Raw genomic sequence first — 23,260 nt, forward strand, 5'->3', positions numbered from 1 at the left:
AAATAGAATAAATACAATCGCTCGAAAGTAGGATGAGTCCATGTTGAAAAGTCTGATGCGATGGATAGACAGCTGGTCTACACCCACAGCGCTCGAAACACTGACGGCTGAAAACAGCAAGATTCAGTGGCAGCGGATTTTACCTTTTATTCTGTTGCATCTGGCTTGTCTAGCAGTGTTCTGGGTGGGAGTGTCGTGGTTTGCAGTGGGCTTTATGCTGCTGTTCTACCTGATTCGTATGTTTTCCATTACGGCTTTTTTTCATCGCTATTTATCGCATAAAACCTTTCAGACCTCGCGTCCAGTGCAGTTCCTATTTGTATTACTAGGCACCATGAGTGCACAGCGTGGCCCCTTATGGTGGGCAGCCCATCATCGTTATCACCACCGCTATACAGATTCTTCACAAGACCCGCATTCATCTACCCACGGTTTTTGGTATAGCCATGTGGGTTGGTTTCTGAATGAATATAACTTTGCCACGCGTAAAGAAGTCATCAAAGACTGGCTGAAATATCCGGAATTAATCTGGCTAGACCGGTTTAGTCTAATTGTGGTGCTGTTGACCGCGGGTGGGATTTATGCACTAGGAGAATGGTTGGCAATAGCTTGGCCGCAACTGGGGACTTCCGGCTTGCAATTACTGGTCTGGGGATTTGTGGTGTCCACTGTATTGCTGATTCATGCGACCTTATGTATCAATTCACTGGCGCATCATTACGGCAGCCGTGATTTTGACACTGATGATCAAAGCCGCAACAATTTATTCTTGTCTATCATTACCTTGGGCGAAGGCTGGCACAACAATCACCATTATTATGCAGGCAGTACGCGACAGGGCTTTTACTGGTGGCAGATTGATGTGACCTATTACCTCCTAAAAATTATGTCTTGGCTCGGGATAGTCTGGGGCTTAAAGCCAATTCCAGCGCGGATCTATGACGTCAGTAAAATTGCACAAGCTCGAAAACAGAGAAAAGTAGCCAAAACAGGCGCACCTACTATTCATTCTAAGGAATCACCATGAAAATTGCGATTATTGGTTCAGGTATTTCCGGTTTGTATGCGGCCTGGAAATTAAGCAAAGCACATGAGGTCACTGTCTTTGAAAAAAATAATTACTTTGGCGGCCATACCGATACCCATCAGTTGAATATAGATGGCGAACAGGTCGCAGTGGACAGTGGCTTTATTGTATTTAATGAGCATAACTATCCACTGTTCTGTGCAATGCTCAAAGAACTCGGGATTCAATCGCAAAGCAGTGACATGGGCTTTTCGGTGAACAATCAGGTCACTGGCTTGCAGTACAATCCTTCAAAAAAATTCTCGCTGTTGTTCCGACCGCAAAACTTCTTTAACGCTGATTTTCGCATGATGTTGTCGGATCTGTTCCGTTTCTATGCTGCGAATAAAGATATTGATGTTGAACAGGTCGATGCACAGCTCAGTATTGATGCATATCTCAATCGACATGACTATTCCGAAGCCTTTCGTCAGGAGCATCTCTATCCGATGTGCGGGGCGCTATGGTCCTGTCCAGTAGAGCAAGCTGGACAGATTCCGTATAAATTTGTGGTGAGCTTTTTTCAGCACCATCGTATGTTGCAGCTGAAAGAGCGACTTTCGTGGCTTACGGTCAAGGGTGGATCAGCGCGTTATGTTCGTGCCATTCAGGCCCAATCGAATATGACTTTCCGCAAGACAGGTGTGCTTCATGTATCCCGTAGTGCCAATGATGTAGTGATTGAAACGGCACAGGGCAGTGAACGTTTTGACTGGGTAATCTTTGCCAGCCATGCTGATGATAGCTTGAATTTACTTACAGACTCGTCAGCGCAAGAGCGGGAAGTACTTGGCAAGTTTCGTTATCAGGATAATCATATGGTGGTGCATTCCGATACTCATATCATGCCCAAATCCAGACGCCAATGGGCCAGCTGGCATGTACATGTAACACCTAGCCATGCAACTGAATCAACTCCATTCCAGCATAGTGGCATGCATTATGGTTTCAGTTACTGGATGAACCAGTTGCAAAACCTGAATTGTAAAACCCAAATCTTTGCCACACTCAATCCTAACTTTAACCTCGATCCGAAAAAAATATGGGTAGAACGATATTACCGTCATCCAGTATTTGATGCTGCCGCGATTGAGGCACAACAACGTTGGGCTGATGTTAATGGTCAGAACCGGACGTCATACTGTGGTGCCTACTGGGGCTGGGGCTTTCATGAAGATGGAGCGCGTAGTGCTTCATGGGTTGTAAATCAGTTGCTGCAACACACTGAGCAAGCGGCTTAGGAGTACAGAATGCAAATGTATCCACTGGCTATCGCTTCTACCGAAATTCGCCATCGTCGCTATTTGCCCAAATCGCATGCTTTTGAGGTGAAGCTTAGCTATTTATGCTTTGATCCGGATCAACTGGCAAATTTTACCCAAAAATCTTGGTTCTGGTCTTCTAGTCGCTGGAATTTATTGACCTTGGATGAGCGTGACTTTCTGAACATGGAATATGGCTCGATTCGTCAGAAAGTTGCACGGTTACTGATCAAGCACGAAAACTATCATTTACCACATGCTGCATCCATCCGTGTACTGGCTTTGCCACGCACATTGGGTGTTCGTTTTAATTCGGTGGTGTTTTATCTGATCTTTGATGCCACTGACCAATTGCTCTTTGTACTGAGTGAAATCACCAATACGCCGTGGAATGAACGTCAGGTGTATATTCACGATTGTCGGCATAATGCCACTGAACATACGCCTTACCAGAGCCACCAGTTTGATTTTAAAAAGGCCTTTCATGTGTCGCCATTCATGCCGATGTCGCTGGATTACCGTTGGCGTTTTAGCTTTTCAGAACAGCAAAATGTGATTCACATGCAGCTGTTTGAACAAGAAATATTGCAATTTGATGCCACGATGAAATTTAAGCTGCAAGCCATCACACTTCCTTCACAGCAACATCGATATGCTGTATTAAAAGTTCTTGAGCCCTTTAGGATGGTGAGCGGGATTTATCTACATGCTTTGCGCTTATGGAAAAAGAAAATTCCGTTTTATCGGCATCCTAAAAAAGAAAAAGGAAAGACATGACTATGAAAACACTGTTAATGGGAGAGCATACCGAACTGCCGATAGTCCTACGCCATATGCTGAAATTGCGTCATGGTCAGCTAATATTTAAAGGTATCTGGAATGGTCTAGTCGGGGAAAATTACAGTGACTTGCATGCAGTAATTCAAGTTCACGACCAACGCCTTATCGATTTGCTGTTCCGTAATGGTGTACTGGGGGCAGCAGAAGGCTTTATTCGTGGTTACTGGAGCAGTGAAGATCTGGTCAACGTAATTCGTATTCTAGCACGTAATCGTGATGTGCTTGATCGGATGAATCTAAATGTAGTGGCAAAAGCCAGCCAGTTGGTACTCAAGGCTTGGTATAAATCCCGCAAGAATTCGATTGATGGTAGTCGTCAGAATATTGCTGAGCATTATGACTTGAGCAATGATTTTTTTAAATTGTTCTTAGATTCCAGCATGATGTATTCCAGTGCGGTGTTTAAAGAACCCTGTATGAGCTTGGAACAAGCTTCAGATTATAAAAAAGAACTGATCTGCCAAAAACTTCAATTGCAACCGATGGACCATTTGGTTGAAATTGGCAGCGGCTGGGGAGGCTTTGCCATTTATGCGGCTCAGCATTATGGCTGTAAGGTGACCACCATTACCATTTCCAAAGCTCAGTATGATGAAGCACTCGCCCGAGTTGCTGAAGCAGGGCTGTCTCATCGGGTGTCTGTACAGCTTCAGGACTACCGTTTACTCGAGGGTAAATACGACAAATTGGTGTCCATTGAAATGATTGAAGCAGTTGGTGAGCAATATTTACCAACTTATTTCCGAAAATGCCGCGAGCTCCTCAAGCCGAATGGTCTAGCCCTGATACAGGCGATTACGATTGAAGATGCACGCTATGTTAAAGCTTTAAATACGGTAGATTACATTAAGCGTTATATTTTCCCCGGTAGTTTTATTCCATGTATCAGTGTGATGACGCAAACGGCTTCGGAGCAAAAACTTCGTCTCAAACATCTGGAAGATATTGGTCAAAGCTATGCACAAACTCTGAAGTGCTGGCGCCAACGTTTTCTGGAGCAGCGTGATCAAGTGCTGCAACTTGATTTTGATGAGCGTTTTATCCGCATGTGGGATTTTTATCTGTGTTATTGCGAAGGCGGCTTCCGCGAAGGTGTGATCAGTGATGTTCATTTGCTGTTTGAAGCCAGTGCTTACTAAGCAGAAATAAAACGGGAGGGCGAGATGCTGCTAGATTTATTTTTGCTCAATGTCTTCATCATGCTCTGTAGCTGGGTGTTGGTGACCTATAACCGCAGAGCAGGGCTGGTTGATGTTGCATGGAGTTTCAGTATTGCGCTCAATGTGATTATTGCAGCTTGGGCGATTGACAGTGCACCGCTGTTGGTTCGGTTATTTCTGGGACTGGCAAGTGGGATCTGGTTTTCGCGGCTGACTTGGCATCTGTTCCGGCGCTATGCTCATGAAACCCAAGAAGACACGCGTTATGCCAACATGCGCCGAGCGATGGGGGATTATCAGCATCTCGGTTTTCTGGTGTTTTTTATATTTCAGGCAGGTTTGGCGTTACTGTTTTCTTACCCAATGTTGAACTTGTTAACTATCTCGACCGAGCAATGGAGTGACTGGACTTCGGTCACCGTGATTGTGGCGGGCATGATCATGCTATCGGCATTGATAGGCGAAAGCACTGCCGATCAGCAACTTTACCATTTTAAGCTAGATCCGCAGAATCAAGGTAAAAGCATGGATCAGGGCTTGTGGAAATACTCGCGCCATCCGAATTATTTTTTTGAATGGTTGCATTGGTTTGCCTACCCAGTGCTCGGTCTGGCAGCAGGAAGCTATGAATTATGGATTTATCCGCTGCTGATGTGGCTATTCCTGTACTACCTTACGGGGATTCCTTTTAGTGAAAAACAGGCACTGACCCATCGTGGCGACAACTATAAAGACTATCAACGACGAACTTCAATGTTTATTCCGTGGCCACCCAAAGAGTAGGTAAATACATGGACTTTATGATTCAACAATCTTTAAAACTGATCGAAAATGGCAAGCTGCCAGATCCAGTGATTCGTGCTGGTATTAAAATCTTGAGCAAAAAACGTTTGGCACAAGAAGGTCGATTTGACCCAGCACTGGCTGCGCAGCGCTATATGGATGTGCTGAGCATGCTGAAAAACAGTGAAATTGCCATTGAGACAGACAAAGCCAATGAGCAGCACTATGAACTGCCAACTGCATTTTTTCAGGCAGTACTCGGTAAGCGTCTGAAATATAGCGCGAGTCTATTTGAACATGCCGATACGACGCTGGATCAAGCCGAAGAAGCTGCTCTTGCTTGCTACTGCCAACGAGCGCAACTGAAAGATGGTCAGGATATTTTGGAAATTGGCTGTGGCTGGGGGTCTTTAAGTCTGTATATGGCTGAGCGTTATCCAACGGCCCGTATTACGGTCGTGTCAAATTCTTCAACACAGCGTGAGCATATTCAGGAACAGGCCTGTTTAAAGAAACTGGATAACCTGACGGTGATCACTTGTGATGTCAATGTGTTGCAACTTGAACCTGCCTCTTTTGACCGTGTGGTATCGGTGGAGATGTTTGAGCACGTGCGTAACTATCAAAAACTATTTGAAAATATCAGTATTTGGCTCAAACCAGATGGCTTATTGTGGTGTCATATTTTCTGTCATCGTTTCTTGCATTATCCGTTTGAAGTCAAAAATGAGTTTGACTGGATGTCGCAATATTTCTTCAGTGGTGGTTTGATGCCAGCGGCCTCAACTTTCCTACATTTTCAGCAACATTTGCAGTTAGAACAGCACTGGCAATGGGCGGGTACGCAGTATGAACGTACCGCAAATGCTTGGCTAGAAAATATGGATGCTAAACAGGCCGAGCTAAAGCCTTTGTTTGAACAAACTTATGGCGCGGATGCCGCAATCTGGTGGCAGCGTTGGCGGATTTTCTTTATGGCCTGTGCCGAACTGTTTGGTTATGACCATGGACGCGAGTGGGTGATTGGACACTTTCTGTTGAAGAAGAAAGCCGTATAATTGAACAGTGGGATGGGCCAGCGGGGAATGCATCAATGTTAAAGATGTTTAGGGATAAACGTGATCATCCTCTGGGTGAGGTGTTTAACCGATACTACTGGCTGCAAATCGGATTCATTGCCCTGTCCGTGGTGATTGGGATTGGCTTCAGTGCTTGGGTGATTAAAGGGTCTTTGCTCAGAACAGCGCTAGAACAGGAAATGTCACACTACTGGCAACGACTGGAACGTAATCCTGCCGCAGAATTGCCCGACACCAAAAATCTGTATGGTTACCGCTGGAACACTGTGCCACCGCCTCAATTTAAGACTATGCAGCTTGAGCAAGGGGTGAATCGGCATTTTGTCGATGGCAAGGAACGCATGACTGTTTATGGTGAAAAAGACGGGCAGCATGTGCTGTTGGTTTTTGGCGAAAGTAATGTCAATAAACTGGTCTGGTTGTTTGGTCTGGCACCACTGATGGTCAGCTTGTTTGTGCTTTATAGTGTGCTGTGGTGGTGGAATCGCCGTGCTCGGCGCTATTTTTCTCCAATTACCCGTCTAGCCAATGCATTGGAACATATTGACTGGGAACATCAAAAAAATCAGGCTTCGCCGTTTCATGACATCCGGACTGATTCAAATCTGGAAGCAGAATATCTGAAGCAGGCGCTAGAAAAATATCATCAGGTCTTAAGCGATTTTATTCAACGCGAACGTGAGTTTACCAGTGATGTCAGCCACGAGCTGCGTACCCCACTGACCATTTTAAAAGGCAATGTGCAGTTATGTCAGGCACGTTATGGCGATAACAAGTCGTTTACTCGTTTGCATAACACTATTGAAGATATGCAACTGCTGGTGGATACGTTGTTAGCAATCGCACGCAACACCACCGATACTTTAACGGCTGAACCGACTGTGCTTTCCGAATGTCTGGAAAATCTGCTTCAGGATTTGGACAACGTGAGCCATAACAAAGGTATGCAGATTGATTTGCAAAAAGACCTCGATGAACAGCCACGTAAACTTTACCCATCGATGACCAAAATGGTATTTGGCAATATTTTGCGGAATGCACTGAATTATTCACAAGGCACAGAAATTGATGTCATTTTGCAAAAAAATACAGTATTGATTGCAGATAATGGTGTCGGCATTCCTTTACCGAATAACTCCAAGGTGCAAGAACTGTCGGGGCAGCAATTGCAATTAGAGATTAAAGGTCATGGCATTGGACTACAACTGGTACAGAAGTTGTGCAAGCAGCTTGGTTGGCGAGTGGAGTTGTTTGATCGGCAGTATTATCTCAGTACCCATCAAGATGTTGATCTGGCGATGACGACTGGACTGATTGTTGTCGTGTATTTAAATTAGGACTCAGCTTCGAAAGCTTATGCTTCTAAAGTGATCTTTAACCCGACACCAGATATGGTATGAATTAGCTTTTTTTCAAAAGGCTTATCGACCATTTTACGCAAATTATAAATATGACTACGCAGGGCATCGCTTTCAGGCTCTTCATCCCCCCAAAGTTCGATCATAATTTCCTGTTTAGTCAGAACTTTAGGTGAATGACGCATCAGTAGTTTGAGCAGTTTGAACTGAATCGGTGGTAGTTCAATGGTTTGTCCAGCACGAGTCAGTTGCTGTGTTGCAGGATCTAGAATCAGATCATGAATTTGAAGACGGCCAGAGGAAACTTCACCCTGTGAACGCTTGATCAAAGCTTTGACTCGAACCACCAGCTCATTAAAGTCAAACGGTTTGACTAGATAATCATCCGTTCCTGAGTTGAAACCTTTGAGTTTGTCATTTAGTGTATCGCGTGCGGTGAGCATCAGCACAGGAAGGTCCATACCTTCTTTATTTCGTAGCCATTCACAGAGTTCATAACCCGAACCATCAGGCAAGTTAATATCTAAAAGTAAAATATGATAGCGTTGCTGCTTGAGCAATTGGCGCGCAGCATTTAGGTTTCGAGCATGATCGACCACAAAACCATGCTCTTCTAGAAACTCGCATAAGGTAGATGCCAGTTCATAATGATCTTCGACCATCAAAATAAAATGTTTAGACATAACTGTAGTGACTACTTTATTAATTGCTGTTTTAATTTAGCACTAAATGGTTGAGGACCTAGCCATATATTAAAATATTGCTGAGCTTGCGGGTTCTGAAGTTGTCCCTGAATTTTCTGGTTTAAGTATAGGCTTAAGGTATGTGTGGCATGGCTATACTTTAGTTGGTATAGATCTCCTGAGTTCACTGGACGATACAAATCGGTGATTGGATTGAAAACAGCATGCATTTTTTGATCTTTAATATTACGTTTGAGTAGATATGTAGCTGCACGTTTGAATGCCCACTCTGGAATATTCTGTGTATAGCTAAAATCCATCTGCATGTTTTGACTTTGCCAAGGCAGATTACAGTTTTGCGCAAAGTAACTGGCCACACCGACCTGTTTTTGTCCCACCATGAGTGGACCATTACCACATTTATTTAAGCTCTGTGCATGCGCCCACGAACCGAAACTCCCGAACATCAGTACAGTGGTTATGGCTACTTTTTGAAAGGCAGTACCCATGAATAGGTTCCTCCTACATAGGGCAAAGAACGATATAGACCATTGGCAGGATCCCAGAAATCTTGTTGGAAAATAATCTTATGGTTTGGGTTGACCTTTATTTCACTGATTCCAAAAGAATCCATTGTTCGTGTTTTCCCGAACATTTTAAAATCATAAACCATATGCCAATGCACATAGGCAGAGTCTTGATGATACGAAGTATTTAATAGACGGACAGTGACATTACTCACCCGCTGGTTCATACCCTGAAAATGTTCAAGCAATTTTTTACGTGATGTAAATTGCGACAGCGTATCGTTAATAAAAAGCTGATCTGCATACAGTGCTCCAGCATTTTCAACGAATTGAGGTGTACCCATGGTATTAAATGCCGAAGTGAAGCGGGTGCCAATTTCTAATGCTTTTGCATCATCTAAGGGTATGCCCTGAATACTGGCTCTGGCATTTGCATAATCCGAGGAATAACGAGGAACACTTTTACATCCTGACAGGAAAAGCACGGGTAAGGATAAGGCAATTGCCATTAACGTTTTGAGTTGATTCATGTTCACTGTCCATCTTCACCGTTCATCCTCACACTTTAGGGGGGCTAGAGTGAACAGAATGTGAAGATAGAAGTTCAAGTCAGTACATTGAATAGAATTGTGGTGATCAATGATTAATTTTTTTAAACTTTTTCTTCAGCCATTAACCAATGAATAATATTCATGACATCAGGATTCTCATTATTTTTGCTGACCATGGCATAAAAATTATAGTCACAATAGATAAAACCAAAAGGGGCAATGATTCTTCCATTCAAAATTTCTTTTTCGACTAAAATTTGAGGGGCTATGGCAATTCCTAAGCCTGAAACAGCGGCTTCTATCATTAAATTGAGACTATCAAAATAACGATCATTCGCTTTTGGGGAAAAGTTAATTTTGGACTGATTAAACCATGTATGCCATGCACTTTTATTTGAGTGGGTATGAAGTAATGGATAGTTTAAAAGATCATTTACGGAATGAAGAAGATTTATTTCACGATTACAAATAGGCCCCATGTTATCGGGAAATAACAGATATTTATTCAAAAAGTTGGGAAGTAGATGATGCTCACTGACGCTATTGATAAATATGTCAACTTTCTCTTTTTCTAACAATTTTAAGTCATTACATGTCATTAATTTAATATGGATATTGGGATAAATGACTTCGAGCTTTTCTAATCGAGGAATCAGCCAATTGGCCATAAAACTATGAGAAGCGCCTATTACAACTTCTACTTCTGATGTTTTATTTGTTAACTCAAAGACGCATTGTTCTAAACGATTAAAAAGCTGCGTACAAACTAGCGATAATTCTTCGGCATCCGCCGTCAGAGAGATGGTCGAGGAATGTCGAATGAACAATTTTTTATCGAACCATTCTTCTAGCTGTTTTATTTGATGGCTAATCGCACTATGGGTGACACATAATTCTTCCGCAGCTAAGCTGAAACTTTTATTTCTGGCGACGGCCTCGAATGCTTTTAAAGCATTAAGGGGAGGGAGTGTTCTGCGCTTCATGTTGTAAAATTTTCTAACATCATTAGCTCAAAATATATCAATTATCAAAAAAATGAAAATATTTTAAGATCAAACAAATTTTGATAGTAAAAGAGATATGAGATGACAACCCCTTATACAGGTAATGGTCCTGATGAATTGGGATTTTTTGTTAAATTTGGCGGATGTTACATGCCAGAGAGCTTAATGCCTGCACTTCAAGAATTAGAGCAAGCCTTTAATACTGTTCGGCATAAACCTGAATTTTGGGCTGAATATCAACAGATTTTAACGGACTTTGTTGGTCGCCCTAGTCCGCTTTTCTATGCAAAAAACCTAACAGCTTATGCAGGAGGTGCTCGAATATATCTCAAGCGAGAAGATTTGAACCATACGGGTGCGCATAAGATCAATAATTGTGTTGGGCAAATCTTATTGGCCAAATTTATGGGTAAAACCAGAATCATCGCAGAAACTGGTGCTGGACAACATGGGGTTGCAACAGCAACGGTTTGCGCACTGTTTAAGATGAAATGTACCATTTTTATGGGAGAAACAGATATTCAGCGCCAACAAATGAATGTTGAACGCATGAAATTACTCGGTGCTGAAGTCAGAAGTGTTCAAAAAGGTCGTGGGACTTTAAAAGATGCCATGAATGAAGCCTTACGTGACTGGATTCGTCATGTGGATACAACCTATTACCTGTTGGGTACGGGTGCAGGCCCTCATCCATATCCGACGATGGTCAGAGAATTTCAAAAAATTATTGGTCTAGAAGCCAGAAACCAAATACTCCTCAAAGAAAATAAACTGCCCGATGCCTTGGTTGCTTGTGTTGGTGGTGGATCAAATGCATTAGGGTTGATGCATCCTTTTCTAGAAGACCCAAATGTCAAAATGTTTGGCGTTGAGGCGGGGGGGAAAGGAACACATACTGGTGAACATGCCGCCTCTATTTGCAAAGGTCAAGTTGGTGTGCTGCATGGCAATTTAACCTATTTATTACAAGATTTAGATGGGCAGATTTTAGAAGGGCACTCTATATCAGCTGGCTTAGATTATCCTGGTATTGGCCCTGAACATGGCCTTCTGTTTGAAACTGGACGCGTGACATACACGGCTATAACCGACCAAGAAGCCGTAAATGCATTTCAGCTTTTAAGCCAACAGGAGGGCATTATTCCTGCTCTTGAGAGTTCCCATGCGATTGCATATGCGATTCAACTTGCTCAAGAAATGCAGCCAGAACAGATCATTATTGTCAATTTAAGTGGCAAAGGCGACAAAGACTTAAACACGGTCAAAAAATATCTTGCAGGAGTTACAGCATGAACCGTCTAGATCAAAAATTAGAGCAATTGAAACTGGAAAATCGAAGTGGTCTGGTCTGTTATTTTACTGCTGGAGATCCTAATTTTGCAGAAAGTTGTCGTCTGTTGAGCCAATTAGGTCAAGCTGGAGCTGACATTATTGAAGTTGGCATTCCATTTTCAGATCCAGTGGCAGATGGAGAGATCATTCAGGCAGCGCATCTTAGGGCTTTAGGTGCAGGTCAAACGGTAAAACAGACCATTGAGTTGGTAAAAGCAATCAGGCTACATGATGAAAAAACACCAATAATTTTTATGACTTATTTAAATCCGATGATGCAATATGGTTTCGAGACACTTATCGCCGAAACAGAGAATCTTATAGATGGAATATTGATTTTAGATGCTCCATATGGATATCGAGAAAAATTTGAGGTGCAATTAAATGAAAAAAATATGCATTTAATTGCAATGACCGCGCCGACCACCCCAGTTGAAAGGTTAGAGCAAATTTCAGCGCGCGCGACAGGTTTTTTATATCATGTTGCAGAAAATGGCTTAACAGGAGGAGACTTCAATTTGTCTAATCTTGAGAAAAAGATTGCTGAAATCAAGCCTATTTTTAATATTCCAGTTGCAATTGGCTTTGGGATCAAAAATGAAAGTCATGTTAAAGCCTTAGCCAATAAGGTAGATTTGATTATTATCGGCTCAGCGCTTGTCGATACTTTTTTTAATAAGGGAGTGAACGCAACTTTAGAAAAAGTCACAGCTTTTTCGCAAATACTTAGAGAAAATAAATAATATCCTGTTTTTTAATCAGTATATTTAAAGTTAATTTATCAAGAACTATATGTGATAAAACCCTCTCCCGTAAGGGAGGTGGAACTTTGTCTGTGAATTTTTACCGAAAGTGATCGCTTTTTAGAAATCACTATTATCATACAGATGTGACATACGTTTTTGCTTTGTCTCTAGATAAGCTTTGTTAAAAATATTTAAGCCAACTTTTAATGGAACCCGCTCAACAACATCAATTCCTAAATCAGTTAAAGATTTAATTTTAAGTGGATTATTTGTAATGAGTTTTACATTCTTTATTTTTAAATAATCTAACATAATGGCGCACATGTCATATTTACGAGCGTCTGCTGGTAAATTTAATAATAAATTGGCGTCAAGAGTATCATGTCCTTGGTCTTGGAGCGCATAGGCTCGAATTTTATTGGTTAATCCTATACCACGGCCTTCTTGGCGCAGGTATAAGATCACACCTTGACCTGCATCATTGATCATTTTCATGGTTGAATGTAATTGAGGACCACAGTCACATTTCAGTGAAGCAAAAGCATCACCTGTTAAGCATTCTGAATGAATTCTGACGAGTACAGGTTGATCAGAAATAGTATCCATGCCTTTGGCAAGAGCGATATGTTCTTCACCAGTACTTTGGTCTTGAAACGCTATAATTTCAAAATCGCCAAACGCAGTAGGTAACTTTGATTTGGAAATAAATTCTATAGCCACTGAAGGATCCACCTATATCTTGATAATAGATAAAATACGCTGAATTAAACTTTCAATTAGATAATATTCATTTAATAGTGAATTTTATGTGAAACAATTTTGTCGAATGAACCAATTTTTTCAGTAGAGCATGAGCAATACAATTTTCAGATATATAAGCCTAAACAGGGAAAAATTGTATACTGATTAATCGATATTAATGCATGTGCCTATTCATTTTTGGTATTTTAAGAATAATTTTTATTAAAATACTTAATAAATTTAGTTGCTTATGGTGTTTTTGAATCAAATTATCACAGATGACATGATAGATTCAATATATACAAAAGCTGTTGATGATATGAACTTTTGTGGCCAAACGATTTCATGTCAGTATACCTATATAAATAGGAGGATCCTTGTCGAAGTTTGTCTCAAGCAAAAATAAATGAGGTTGGCTTATTTGAAGATAAACTTAAGTGTAGGATTTTTAAAGTTAGGATTAATGAGATATATATTTTTGTTTTAAATAGATGGAGAGGATTAGGTAGACTTTATTCCTCCATTTTTCATAAAAAAGAAAAACGGTAAGTATATTTATTTTATGAATTTTATACATAAAAGCTACATGTGAAATATTTTTCGGATTGAATGGAATAGAATCCTTAAAATTTACTCGAGTCTGATATTTATTTTATAGGGTAAGATTAATGTAATTAAGAATGATTATTTTTATTGGGTGCTGGATGGTATTTTTTAGCATTTGATTTTTTAAATATTTTAAAAAATTAATTTAAATTTAAGGTTACTTTTATAATGTAATAATATCAATTTATATTTTTGAATTTTGGGGTTGTTATGAAAAATAAATATCCTTTTCCAATAATGATTATGCATTGGATTACACTTTGCCTTGTGGTGTTGGCGTATCTCACAGGTGGAGACCCAACCGTACATCTAAAAAGCGGAGAACTCCATGTTTTCGCTGGGATATCCGTATTTTTGCTATTTTTTATCAGAATTATAATGATTTTTACTTATAGAAAAGATATTCCGCTGAACAAGCCGATGAATAAATATCAAAGAACTTTATTTTTGATGGTGAAATACACACTTTATTCATTGTTGTTTTTAATTCCTGTACTGGGCTGGGTTACTTTATCAGGTTTAACAGAGAGTTATCAGTTTTCTGGAATGAGTTTACCTCTCATAAGTAATTCATGGGATGTTGAAAAAATTGGAGAAATCCATGAATTTCTAGGTAATTCTTTCATGGTGCTGATAGGCTTTCATGCATTGGCTGCATTAATTCATCATTATGTATTTAAAGATAACGTTTTGAAAAGTATGCTTTATTTTAAAAAGTGAACCAAGAGCTTGAAAGATTATGATTGAATCAAATATTGATCTTGAGTTAAGGGCGAAAGCTGCTTCAAAGTCAACGTGGATCAGTGTTGCTGTGAATATTTTCTTATCGATTGGGCAGATATGGATTGGTCTGTTTTCTAAATCACAAGGTTTAGTTGCAGATGGTATTCATACTTTAAGTGATTTAGTTGCGGACTTTATTGTATTAGTGGCCAATCGTCATAGTCAAAAAGCACCAGATGACGTTCATCCTTATGGTTATCTTCGTTTTGAAAATGCAGCATCTTTTATACTGGGTTTAATTTTACTGTCCGTTGGGGGCGGAATGCTATGGACAGCAACCCATAAAATTCTTCATCCTGAGCAAATTTCCCAAGTTCATAGCATAGCACTTTGGGTAGCAATAACTGCATTGATCTGTAAGGAAATTTTGTTCCGCTATATGCTCTCTATTGCCAAAAAAGTAAAATCGAGTTTATTGATTGCGAATGCTTGGCACGCACGTTCAGATGCGGCATCTTCTTTTGTTGTAGCATTAGGGATTATAGGGAATCTTGCGGGATACCCAATTCTTGATCCAATCGCGGCGTTAATTGTCGGTTTGATGATTGCTAAAATGGGTTTTGACTTTAGCTGGACGGGCTTACATGATTTGATGGACAAGTCGGCAAATGAAGATGAGATTGCTGCTATTAAAGAAACCTTATTGAATAAAGAGGGGATATTGGGCTTACATCAACTCAGAACCCGTAAAATGGGTGATATGATTATTGTAGATGTTCATTTAGAAGTCAGTGGTGAGCAAAGTGTAAGAGAAGGACATAAAATTGCAGTAGATGCCAGAAATGAAGTCCTCAAAAACCATAATGTGATTGATGTGGTTACTCACATTGACCCGATATAATTTGAAAGTGGACATAAATAGGCATCAAGAATAAATAAGATTCAAGATGCCTGAATTTAAAAAGATTTATTGAAAATTTCCAATGAGTTCATTTGTTTCAATTAAGCTTTGAATTCGTATTTTTTTAATCACATTTAAATAAAATTCTTTTGTATTACCTCAATATTTCAATCACATTGTTATCACGAAAAGTTTAAGCTCAATTGCTTAAAAAGTTTTCGATCAATTGGAATACTTTTCAGCACAAATTTCATTTTTAATATCCGTACATTGCCTTTTATAGCATTAGATATATGTCCTAAGAGCAACAAGTTCTAGTGTAAATTTTTACAGTGAAGAGAGCGTATGAGGTCGATTTAATTGTTAATGGTTGTGAATATAACCACAGCATTGAATTTATTCTACTTCATCATACATAGCATCATTTTCATAGGTAACCCGAATCTCAGATAAGAAATTGACTTGAAAAATAAGAGAACTAGAGCCATCAGTTGAGTTACCACACCAAACCTAAAGCTCTAGTCCTAATGTTCAATAGTACCGAATTACTCTGTGTAATCGATGATTTCTTTCTTAAATTTGAAGCAACTTATTGGAAGTTTCTCAAACAAATCCGCCACTCTTTAAGAATCAGAACTGCACAGCTGACCATCTCGGAAATTAGCTTTATTGCCATTTGGTATAAGTGTTCTCATATCAACAATTTCAAAGCATTCTTTTCATGGTTGAAACAGGATAAAAATCATTTATTTAAAAATTTACCCTACTACCAACGGATGATTCACCTCATCAATATGCATCAATTGGCACTACATGCTTTACATGTCGCCTTAATGAAAGGCCAACGTAGCCAATATTTATGGGTTGATTCAACCACTTTACCTGTCTGTAAAAATCAACGCATCCAACGCCATAAATCATTAGCCAAAATTGCATCACGTGGTAAAAGTTCGATGGGCTGGTTTTATGGTTGTAAATTACATATCGCGATGAATCAATTGGGTGAAATCGCTTGTTCTGCTTTATCTAATGGACATGTGTCTGACATCAAAATGGTTGAACATTTGGTTGAAGGCTTAGAAGCAAAGCTTTATGCGGATCGTGGCTATATCAGCCAAGATTTAAAAAGCAAGTTAAAGAATCAAGGTATTGATTTAATTACCTATCATCGAAAGAATATGCGGACTGTTCAACTCTGTGAACAAGATGAATATCACTTAAAATAACGTAATAAGATAGAAACGTTATTTAGCTTATTGAAAGGTCAATACAATTTAGTGACGAGTAAAGCACGTAGTATTCATGGATTTCTAAGTGGGATTTACGTATCGTTATGCGTATATCAATTAACTCAACGAAATAAGCCAAAAATTCAAATTATGGAATCCTTGGCTTAAACAGGATTCGGGTTATTTATTGTCAAAACTTATGCACGGATTACGGCTTTCTTCTTTTGTGGATGATAGCGGAAGTTGGAGAGGTCTCAACAGGAACTGGCAAAGTTATTCCATCTTCTAAAGAGCAAGTTATTCAGTCTCTTGAAGGTGGTATCTTAACGAAGCTCTATGTGCATGAGGGCGAAATTATCGAAAAAGGGCAAATACTGGCTCCGCTTGATCCGACTCGTTTTGCATCAAATGTTGGTGAATCAGCATCCTTACTTCTTACTTCTCAAGCAACTGCAGCGCGACTACGCGCAGAAGTAAATGGGAATGCTTTAGTATTTCCAAGTGAAGTATTAAAAGAGCGTAGTTTAGTTGAGGAAGAAACAGCGCTGTATCATTCGCGTCGATCTAATTTGGAAGAATCCTTAGCTGGATTGAAGCAGGCACTTACTTTAGTTGAACAAGAGCCACAAATGACTGAGCCTTTGGTTGCGAAAGGTGCAGCAAGTGAAGTGGAAGTTTTAAGACTTAAACGTCAAGCGACTGATTTGCGCAATCAAATGAGTGATGTGCGAAACCAATATTCAGTAAAAGCTCGTGAAGAACTAGCAAAAGCAAATACAGACATTGAAACTCAGTCTCAGGTCGTAAAAGGGAAGTCGGACTCTATTTAAGTCACTAGTGAGAGGGATTGTAAAAGAAATTAATGTTATGACTATTGGTGGTGTGATTTCTCAGAATGGAAAGCTGATGACTATTGTTCCACTTGATGAAAAACTTTTGGTTGAAGCGCGTATTTCGCCTAGAGATATTGCCTTTATTCATTCTGGACAAGAAGCACTCGTAAAAATCACTGCATTTGACTATTCTATCTATGGTGGATTGAAAGGGAAAGTTTCTATTATTTCACCAGATACATTGAGAGATGAAGTTAAGCAAGATCAATTTTATTATCGAGTTTATATTCGGACTGATTCAGACAAGTTGATCAATAAAGAAGGGCAGAAGTTTAATATCACACCTGGAATGGTTGCAACGGTAGATATTAAAACAGGTGAAAAAACGGTGTTGGATTATTTAATCAAACCATTTAATAAGGCGCAAGAGGCATTAAGGGAGCGGTAATAATTATTGTTTCCTAGCATAAATTTATGATTACTAGCTCAACACAGCAAAACAAATTCCCAAGATCCATTGCAAAATAGGTTCTCAGGTTAAAAATCTTCTTTTCCTGCCGTAAATTTTTAACCTGATTATGTGTTTGATGCCACATAAGCAATCAATTCACAAAATTTGCTTGAGTCGTAAAGAAATCATGCAGATCTGTAGTCAGGATATCCCCAAAATCCTGCCCATTTTGCGCACGTATTCGAACAGATGATTGTTGCATTTCTTGCTCCCCAACAATGATCAGATAAGGTATTTTTTGTAGCGTATTTTCACGGATTTTATAGTTCAATTTTGATTGACTTAAATCTAATGTTGCCCTAAAGCCATTCTGTTTAAGTGATTCTTGGACTTGTTTGGCGTAATCATGTTGTACATCTGTAATCGGTAAAATTGCGATTTGGACAGGTGCAAGCCAAAATGGGAAGTGCCCCATATAATGCTCGATCAAAATACCAATAAAGCGCTCAAGAGATCCAAATAAAGCACGGTGCAACATCACAGGCCGTTGTTTTTCATTATTTTCATCAATGTAATGAATATCAAAACGTTCTGGTAAATTTAAATCAACCTGAATTGTTCCGCATTGCCATTCACGACCAATGGCATCTTTTAAGGTAAATTCAAGTTTAGGGCCATAAAATGCACCTTCACCGATATTTAATGTATAAGGAATATTAAGCTGTTCGAGAGATTGTTTTAGTGTATTTTCTAAGAAATCCCAAATTTCTTCCGTGCCGACACGATGATCAGGCCTTGTCGATAATTTAAGCGAAACTTCATTAAAGCCAAATTGCTCATAAATTTTATAAATGAGGGCAATTGTATTTTTACATTCAGATAAAAGCTGGCTGTTAGTACAAAAAATATGGGCGTCATCTTGGGTAAAATGACGAACACGCATTAATCCATGTAAAGATCCAGATGGCTCATAGCGATGAACTTTACCAAATTCCGCCATACGTAATGGTAAGTCACGATAACTTCTTAATTCATGTGCATATAGACAAACTGCGCCAGGACAACTCATAGGCTTAAGTGCATAACTTCGCTGATCTTCAGTGACGGTGGTAAACATATGCTGCTGATAGTTTTGCCAGTGTCCCGAAATTTCCCAAAGTTCACGATCCATGACATCGGGAGTATTAACTTCGATATAACCCGCATCATCTTGTTGCTGGCGTAAATAATCTGATAATAACTGAAATAATTTCCATCCTTTCGCGTGCCAGAACACGGCACCTGGTGCTTTATCATCAAAATGTAGTAAATCAAGTTGTTGTGCTAATTTACGATGATCTCGTTTTGCGGCTTCTTCAACTTGCTTTAAATGTTTTTTTAATTGTTTTTGGTCAGCCCAACATGTGACATAAATCCGCTGTAACATCGGTTGTGTAGCGTCGCCTTGCCAATATGCACCAGAAACATGAGTCACTTTAAAATATTCTAAAAATTCAGTATTTGGAACAAGTGGATATAAGTAAACGTCTGAGAAATCATTATTTTGATGGAAAAATAAGTCGCTTGATTTACTCGTATTTTTTAAGTATTGATACTTAAAATCCAAATCTTGCTGTTTAAAAAAATTAGCTGCTTGATCGGCTGTAATCTTTTCAGTACGAATATCTAAATGTTGTTGTACCCACTCATGCATTTTCAGTTCAATTTGTTGTAAATCATTCTGATTAAAATACGACGTATCGGCGAAATCATAATAAATACCTTGATTGGTAATTTGATATTCTACAGGTTGAGCAGCAGGGTATAACTGATAGACAGCCTGTGCCAATAAATAAGCATAGGAGTGTCGCAGTAGAATTAAATTATTGTCATCGTTCAGACTGAAAAGTTCGATGTGACAGTCATGTTGGATGCCATGATGCAAATCAACGAAATGAGCATCAAGTTTGGCGAGAAAAGCTTTTTTATAGCCTTGAATTTTGAAACGGGACAAGGTTTCAAAAATCGACATTGGTTGCTCAAGTTGAAGATGCTGTGTTGAACCAAGGAAATTAAGCTGGATATTCATGTAGAGTCGTCTAAATACAGGTTGGGTTATTGCAGATTAGCGGTCAATTTCTAAGGCTTGACCCTGACAGTTAAGATAAGGTTGTTGTTGGTGCCATGCGAGTTGACCAGAAATGATGGTTGTGTCCACCAGATAGCGGAACGTTTTCTCTTGGAATGGTGTCCAGCCGCAACGCATAAAATTAGTCTGTTCAGCTACTGATTGTTTTTTTTGATTTTCGCGGACGAGGACTAAATCAGCCCAATAGCCTTCGCGGATATAGCCTCGATCTTTAATACGGAATAAATCGGCAACCTGATGAGAAGATTTTCTTACCAGCGTTTCAATTGATAGTTTCTGATCTGCCACTAATTCTAATAATGCGGGTAAGGCATGCTGAACTAGCGGTAACCCTGAAGGGGCATTAAAATAAGTTTGCTGTTTTTCTTGCCAAGTATGCGGCGCATGGTCTGTGCCAATAATATCTAAACGCTCACTATTGGCGACAGCATCAATGAGGGTATGCTTGTCACTGGCAGTTTTTATTGCTGGATTACATTTAATTAAATGTCCTAAATCTGCATAATCAGACTCATCAAAAGTTAAGTGATGTATACATACTTCAGCAGTAATATGCTTTTTATCCAATGGTAAATTTTTAAATAAGCAAAGCTCTTTTGCTGTCGTCAGATGCAATACATGTAGCTGTGTACCAAATTCTTCAGCGAGTGATACGGCTAATCGAGAGCTTTCAAAACAGGCTTGTTTATCCCTAATTTTAGGATGTAAGTTTGCTGGAATATCTTCGCCATATTTATCACGATAAAACTCTTCCAGCTGTTTGATCCGGGGCGTGGATTCGCAATGTGCTAATAAAATAGTGGGCACATTAGCAAATAAGCGCTCTAAAATTTTTGGATCATCAACCAACATATTACCCGTTGATGCTCCCATAAAAACTTTCACGCCGCTAACCAATTTAGGATCAAGCGCTTCAACAATCTCTAAATTTTGTGCACTTACCCCAAAGTGAAATGCATAATTGGCTATGCTATGTTGAGCTGCAATTGCTTTTTTATCGTGTAGTGCAGTTAAGTCCAATGTAGCAGGATTGGTATTGGGCATATCCATAAAGCTGGTAATTCCACCTATTGCAGCTGCCAAAGATTCTGAGGCAAAACTCCCTTTTTGTGGTGAGCCTGGGTCGCGGAAGTGGACTTGATCATCAATCATGCCTGGGAGTAACCATGCGCCATCAGCCTCGATGCTCTTGGCATTGTGGATACCCGTTATATTAGATTGTATTTTACGAATACGGCCTTGCTGAATAAGGACATCACCGATTTGTTGCTGCCCCTCATTAACCATATTCGCATTACGTATGATTAGATTTGGGAGTTGTCTAAAATTCATTTTGTAATGCCTTATAACCTTGTACTAACTCAATATTGGTGCTCACCACACTTTCAGAAAATTCACTGATAGAAATATCGATCGGTGGGTACTGGCTTAAGTCGGTTCGGGCATTGATATAGCTCATCGCAGGGACATAAAATGATTTAGGCAAATCTCGGCCATCGACCACGGCATTGTGACGGACGGCACTATGATCACCGACCTTACAATTAAATAAGACACTGTTAAAACCAACGAATACATGATTACCAATTACACAAGGACCATGAATAATTGAACGGTGGGCAATCGATGAATTTTTCCCAATGGTGACTTGCGCACCTGCTTTTGAATGGATAACAACGCCATCTTGAATATTCGAGTTTTCACCGATGATAATCGGTTGCATCTCACCATTTTCATCCACTTCATCTGCACGGATCACCGCATAAGGACCGACAAATACGTTAGCTTCAATAATGACTTTTCCACAAATAATTGCGGTCTGATCAATATAAGCGGTTTGGTCAATGACAGGGAGATGACCAGTTGGATTTTTACGAATCATGGTAATGTCTTCAATGTTATATAAATTAGCTAAATGATGGGCTGAGTTAAAATTGTGGCGTGTTGTGTGTTTAATCCAAGATAAAAACAACTGGGACGATTAGTGTGGCAGGCTGGTCCAGCTTGCTCGACCAAAAAAAGGATGCTGTCACCGTCACAATCAAGTCTGGCTTCAATGAGTTTTTGACGATGTCCTGAACTTTCGCCTTTTCGCCATAAGCATTTCCGCGAGCGAGACCAATAGCAAACCTGTCTTGTATTTAGGGTTTCAAGTAGTGCATCACGGTTAATCCAAGCAAGCATTAAGACATCTTTACTTTGTCCATCTTGGGCAATGGCAGTGATTAGTCCATCCTTGTTCCAGGGAATGGCATCAATAATGCTTTTCAGTTCATAACATTGCCCCATCTTTCCTTGTTCAATGTCTAGAAAAACTGTTGAACCTACCATTGCCATGATCCCTGAGCGACTGCATCGTGAGCATGTAGACTTTCAGCATGAATGACTTTGAAGTTAAATCCTGAAATACCTGAGTAGTTGACAAATGCGTGGTATAAGCGGCGTAAAGCATCTTCACAGAACATTAAATTTTGACCATTTGCTAATGCGAATGCTTGCTCATCTACGCGTTTGACAGCTGTCTGAACAGGTGTTGTCAAGGCTTGTTCTGCATGTGAAATGAATTGCCGAATTGGAATGGACTGTAAACAAGGGGCTAATTTAAAACGTAGCTGAGCAAAACTTCTTTGGCTGTGTGGAGTTGCTACAATCGCATCTGTTGTACCTAACCACGCCATAACTTCATCGGTGTTTTGTGGATTTATTTTTTTTGTATCAATGGCATCTTGAAAGCTTTTTTGAATGAGGTCACGTGCTAAAGCAGCAGAACAAGGACACGTTGAGGAATAGGTGATTTCTATTGCTAATTCTGCTTCAAAAGTATGCTCACTTAACTTACAGGATAAGTTAAATGGATAACTTTTCCAGCCCGATAGTGCGCTGACTAAAGCAGGTTGTTCTAAATTAAACTCCGCTTGAATATCAAGGCGGGCTTGTTGAGAGAGCTCAGTATGGCTCGCTAAAAAATCTTGAAGCGCTTGATAAATTTTACTTAAAGTTAGGTCAGGTAGGGCATGGAGTTCCAACAGTCGAGTATACAGTCTAGACATATGAATGCCTTTAGCCTGAGGATCATCTAAGCTGACATAGGCATTCACTTTACTTGCGCACAGTGTATTTTGAATTTGAATAGGTAAGGCGATATTCTCCATTCCGACCCAATCGAGAGGATAGGCATGCATATTCAGAAAAGGTTCAGATGAGACATCTGGGAGCTGCAAGGCATTCATAATTGAAAGTATTTGTTAAATGTTATG

General features: G+C 39.8%; 21 protein-coding genes and 2 pseudogenes. 13 read left to right on the forward strand and 10 right to left on the reverse strand.

From position 1 onward, the window contains the following. Positions 1 to 40 precede the first annotated feature (40 nt). The 7 genes from AZH43_RS12100 to AZH43_RS12130 are packed head-to-tail and all read left to right on the forward strand — an operon-like array spanning position 41 to position 7,527. Complete coding sequence (locus AZH43_RS12100; RefSeq protein ID WP_067670026.1) at positions 41 to 1,027, forward strand: acyl-CoA desaturase; 987 nt, start codon at positions 41 to 43, stop codon at positions 1,025 to 1,027. Continuing rightward, the gene (locus AZH43_RS12105; RefSeq protein WP_067670027.1) at positions 1,024 to 2,307 is read left to right on the forward strand and encodes an NAD(P)/FAD-dependent oxidoreductase; all 1,284 of its coding nucleotides are present in this window, start codon (positions 1,024 to 1,026) and stop codon (positions 2,305 to 2,307) included. The genes AZH43_RS12100 and AZH43_RS12105 overlap by 4 nt, the downstream gene beginning before the upstream one ends. A 9-nt stretch (positions 2,308 to 2,316) precedes the next feature. After that, on the forward strand, positions 2,317 to 3,105 hold the full coding sequence (locus AZH43_RS12110; protein ID WP_067670029.1) for a DUF1365 domain-containing protein: 789 nt from the start codon (positions 2,317 to 2,319) through the stop codon (positions 3,103 to 3,105). After that, on the forward strand, positions 3,102 to 4,307 hold the full coding sequence (locus AZH43_RS12115; protein WP_067670031.1) for an SAM-dependent methyltransferase: 1,206 nt from the start codon (positions 3,102 to 3,104) through the stop codon (positions 4,305 to 4,307). The genes AZH43_RS12110 and AZH43_RS12115 overlap by 4 nt, the downstream gene beginning before the upstream one ends. 24 nt (positions 4,308 to 4,331) lie before the next feature. Then, entirely contained in the window at positions 4,332 to 5,111 is a 780-nt protein-coding gene (locus tag AZH43_RS12120; protein ID WP_067670033.1) for a DUF1295 domain-containing protein, read from the forward strand. An 8-nt stretch (positions 5,112 to 5,119) separates the two neighbouring features. Beyond that, entirely contained in the window at positions 5,120 to 6,169 is a 1,050-nt protein-coding gene (locus tag AZH43_RS12125; RefSeq protein WP_067670035.1) for an SAM-dependent methyltransferase, read from the forward strand. Between the two features lie 35 nt (positions 6,170 to 6,204). Then, the gene (locus AZH43_RS12130) at positions 6,205 to 7,527 is read left to right on the forward strand and encodes a sensor histidine kinase (protein ID WP_067670037.1); all 1,323 of its coding nucleotides are present in this window, start codon (positions 6,205 to 6,207) and stop codon (positions 7,525 to 7,527) included. A 17-nt stretch (positions 7,528 to 7,544) separates the two neighbouring features. Here AZH43_RS12130 and AZH43_RS12135 read toward each other — a convergent pair whose 3' ends face one another. The 4 genes from AZH43_RS12135 to AZH43_RS12150 all read right to left on the reverse strand — a co-directional run bounded on the left by AZH43_RS12135 (position 7,545) and on the right by AZH43_RS12150 (position 10,292). Further along, positions 7,545 to 8,231 carry a response regulator transcription factor gene (locus tag AZH43_RS12135; protein ID WP_067670039.1) on the reverse strand — a complete coding sequence of 229 codons (687 nt, stop codon included), beginning with the start codon at positions 8,229 to 8,231 and terminating at the stop codon, positions 7,545 to 7,547. Positions 8,232 to 8,242: 11 nt separating this feature from the next. Further along, the gene (locus AZH43_RS12140) at positions 8,243 to 8,740 is read right to left on the reverse strand and encodes a chalcone isomerase family protein (protein ID WP_067670041.1); all 498 of its coding nucleotides are present in this window, start codon (positions 8,738 to 8,740) and stop codon (positions 8,243 to 8,245) included. Continuing rightward, positions 8,716 to 9,288, reverse strand: a complete 573-nt coding sequence (locus AZH43_RS12145; RefSeq protein WP_067670043.1) for a nuclear transport factor 2-like protein — start codon at positions 9,286 to 9,288, stop codon at positions 8,716 to 8,718. Before AZH43_RS12145 ends, AZH43_RS12140 begins: the two co-directional genes overlap by 25 nt. Before the next feature lie 122 nt (positions 9,289 to 9,410). Beyond that, positions 9,411 to 10,292: a LysR family transcriptional regulator gene (locus AZH43_RS12150; protein WP_067670045.1), complete on the reverse strand. Its 882-nt coding sequence runs from the start codon at positions 10,290 to 10,292 to the stop codon at positions 9,411 to 9,413. A 102-nt stretch (positions 10,293 to 10,394) separates the two neighbouring features. Between AZH43_RS12150 and trpB the strand changes: the two genes are divergently transcribed. Next, on the forward strand, positions 10,395 to 11,606 hold the full coding sequence (gene trpB / locus AZH43_RS12155) for a tryptophan synthase subunit beta (protein WP_067670047.1): 1,212 nt from the start codon (positions 10,395 to 10,397) through the stop codon (positions 11,604 to 11,606). Then, on the forward strand, positions 11,603 to 12,388 hold the full coding sequence (gene trpA / locus AZH43_RS12160) for a tryptophan synthase subunit alpha (RefSeq protein ID WP_067670049.1): 786 nt from the start codon (positions 11,603 to 11,605) through the stop codon (positions 12,386 to 12,388). Before trpB ends, trpA begins: the two co-directional genes overlap by 4 nt. 120 nt (positions 12,389 to 12,508) lie before the next feature. On the opposite strand, the gene ribA is transcribed toward trpA, so the two are convergent. Next, on the reverse strand, positions 12,509 to 13,111 hold the full coding sequence (ribA, locus tag AZH43_RS12165; protein WP_067670084.1) for a GTP cyclohydrolase II: 603 nt from the start codon (positions 13,109 to 13,111) through the stop codon (positions 12,509 to 12,511). Between the two features lie 837 nt (positions 13,112 to 13,948). On the opposite strand from ribA, the gene AZH43_RS12170 reads away from it, so the two are divergent. The 4 genes and pseudogenes from AZH43_RS12170 to AZH43_RS12185 form a co-directional block, all read left to right on the forward strand. Further along, positions 13,949 to 14,458, forward strand: a complete 510-nt coding sequence (locus AZH43_RS12170; protein ID WP_067670051.1) for a cytochrome b — start codon at positions 13,949 to 13,951, stop codon at positions 14,456 to 14,458. A 19-nt stretch (positions 14,459 to 14,477) separates the two neighbouring features. Then, positions 14,478 to 15,362 carry a cation diffusion facilitator family transporter gene (locus AZH43_RS12175; protein ID WP_067670053.1) on the forward strand — a complete coding sequence of 295 codons (885 nt, stop codon included), beginning with the start codon at positions 14,478 to 14,480 and terminating at the stop codon, positions 15,360 to 15,362. Between the two features lie 527 nt (positions 15,363 to 15,889). Beyond that, positions 15,890 to 16,759, forward strand: a pseudogene (locus AZH43_RS12180) (IS982 family transposase). 77 nt (positions 16,760 to 16,836) lie between these two features. Then, positions 16,837 to 17,872 (forward strand): annotated as a pseudogene (locus AZH43_RS12185) (HlyD family efflux transporter periplasmic adaptor subunit); the annotation flags it as partial. 154 nt (positions 17,873 to 18,026) lie between these two features. On the opposite strand, the gene thrS reads toward AZH43_RS12185, so the two are convergent. The 5 genes from thrS to folE2 are packed head-to-tail and all read right to left on the reverse strand — an operon-like array spanning position 18,027 to position 23,233. After that, the gene (gene thrS, locus AZH43_RS12190; protein WP_067670055.1) at positions 18,027 to 19,943 is read right to left on the reverse strand and encodes a threonine--tRNA ligase; all 1,917 of its coding nucleotides are present in this window, start codon (positions 19,941 to 19,943) and stop codon (positions 18,027 to 18,029) included. 36 nt (positions 19,944 to 19,979) lie between these two features. Continuing rightward, entirely contained in the window at positions 19,980 to 21,335 is a 1,356-nt protein-coding gene (locus AZH43_RS12195; RefSeq protein WP_067670057.1) for a dihydroorotase, read from the reverse strand. Beyond that, the gene (locus AZH43_RS12200) at positions 21,325 to 21,885 is read right to left on the reverse strand and encodes a gamma carbonic anhydrase family protein (protein WP_067670059.1); all 561 of its coding nucleotides are present in this window, start codon (positions 21,883 to 21,885) and stop codon (positions 21,325 to 21,327) included. The genes AZH43_RS12195 and AZH43_RS12200 overlap by 11 nt, the downstream gene beginning before the upstream one ends. Positions 21,886 to 21,914: 29 nt before the next feature. Further along, complete coding sequence (hisI, locus tag AZH43_RS12205; protein WP_067670086.1) at positions 21,915 to 22,334, reverse strand: phosphoribosyl-AMP cyclohydrolase; 420 nt, start codon at positions 22,332 to 22,334, stop codon at positions 21,915 to 21,917. Next, positions 22,328 to 23,233 (reverse strand): GTP cyclohydrolase FolE2, encoded by a 906-nt coding sequence (gene folE2, locus AZH43_RS12210; RefSeq protein WP_067670061.1) that lies wholly within the window; start codon positions 23,231 to 23,233, stop codon positions 22,328 to 22,330. Before folE2 ends, hisI begins: the two co-directional genes overlap by 7 nt. Positions 23,234 to 23,260: the final 27 nt, after the last annotated feature.

Source organism: Acinetobacter pragensis (assembly GCF_001605895.1).
GTDB lineage: Bacteria > Pseudomonadota > Gammaproteobacteria > Pseudomonadales > Moraxellaceae > Acinetobacter > Acinetobacter pragensis.

Excerpts from the sequence above, each read along its gene's own strand:
- folE2 (WP_067670061.1), bottom strand. The coding sequence starts at position 23,233 with ATGAATGCCTTGCAGCTCCCAGATGTCTCATCTGAACCTTTTCTGAAT.
- trpA (WP_067670049.1), top strand. The coding sequence starts at position 11,603 with ATGAACCGTCTAGATCAAAAATTAGAGCAATTGAAACTGGAAAATCGA.
- AZH43_RS12115 (WP_067670031.1), top strand. The coding sequence starts at position 3,102 with ATGACTATGAAAACACTGTTAATGGGAGAGCATACCGAACTGCCGATA.
- AZH43_RS12125 (WP_067670035.1), top strand. The coding sequence starts at position 5,120 with ATGGACTTTATGATTCAACAATCTTTAAAACTGATCGAAAATGGCAAG.
- trpB (WP_067670047.1), top strand. The coding sequence starts at position 10,395 with ATGACAACCCCTTATACAGGTAATGGTCCTGATGAATTGGGATTTTTT.
- hisI (WP_067670086.1), bottom strand. The coding sequence starts at position 22,334 with ATGGTAGGTTCAACAGTTTTTCTAGACATTGAACAAGGAAAGATGGGG.
- AZH43_RS12195 (WP_067670057.1), bottom strand. The coding sequence starts at position 21,335 with ATGAATTTTAGACAACTCCCAAATCTAATCATACGTAATGCGAATATG.
- AZH43_RS12140 (WP_067670041.1), bottom strand. The coding sequence starts at position 8,740 with ATGGGTACTGCCTTTCAAAAAGTAGCCATAACCACTGTACTGATGTTC.
- AZH43_RS12145 (WP_067670043.1), bottom strand. The coding sequence starts at position 9,288 with ATGAATCAACTCAAAACGTTAATGGCAATTGCCTTATCCTTACCCGTG.
- AZH43_RS12135 (WP_067670039.1), bottom strand. The coding sequence starts at position 8,231 with ATGTCTAAACATTTTATTTTGATGGTCGAAGATCATTATGAACTGGCA.
- AZH43_RS12105 (WP_067670027.1), top strand. The coding sequence starts at position 1,024 with ATGAAAATTGCGATTATTGGTTCAGGTATTTCCGGTTTGTATGCGGCC.
- AZH43_RS12175 (WP_067670053.1), top strand. The coding sequence starts at position 14,478 with ATGATTGAATCAAATATTGATCTTGAGTTAAGGGCGAAAGCTGCTTCA.
- AZH43_RS12150 (WP_067670045.1), bottom strand. The coding sequence starts at position 10,292 with ATGAAGCGCAGAACACTCCCTCCCCTTAATGCTTTAAAAGCATTCGAG.
- AZH43_RS12110 (WP_067670029.1), top strand. The coding sequence starts at position 2,317 with ATGCAAATGTATCCACTGGCTATCGCTTCTACCGAAATTCGCCATCGT.
- AZH43_RS12120 (WP_067670033.1), top strand. The coding sequence starts at position 4,332 with ATGCTGCTAGATTTATTTTTGCTCAATGTCTTCATCATGCTCTGTAGC.
- AZH43_RS12200 (WP_067670059.1), bottom strand. The coding sequence starts at position 21,885 with ATGATTCGTAAAAATCCAACTGGTCATCTCCCTGTCATTGACCAAACC.
- AZH43_RS12130 (WP_067670037.1), top strand. The coding sequence starts at position 6,205 with ATGTTAAAGATGTTTAGGGATAAACGTGATCATCCTCTGGGTGAGGTG.
- AZH43_RS12100 (WP_067670026.1), top strand. The coding sequence starts at position 41 with ATGTTGAAAAGTCTGATGCGATGGATAGACAGCTGGTCTACACCCACA.
- AZH43_RS12170 (WP_067670051.1), top strand. The coding sequence starts at position 13,949 with ATGAAAAATAAATATCCTTTTCCAATAATGATTATGCATTGGATTACA.
- thrS (WP_067670055.1), bottom strand. The coding sequence starts at position 19,943 with ATGAATATCCAGCTTAATTTCCTTGGTTCAACACAGCATCTTCAACTT.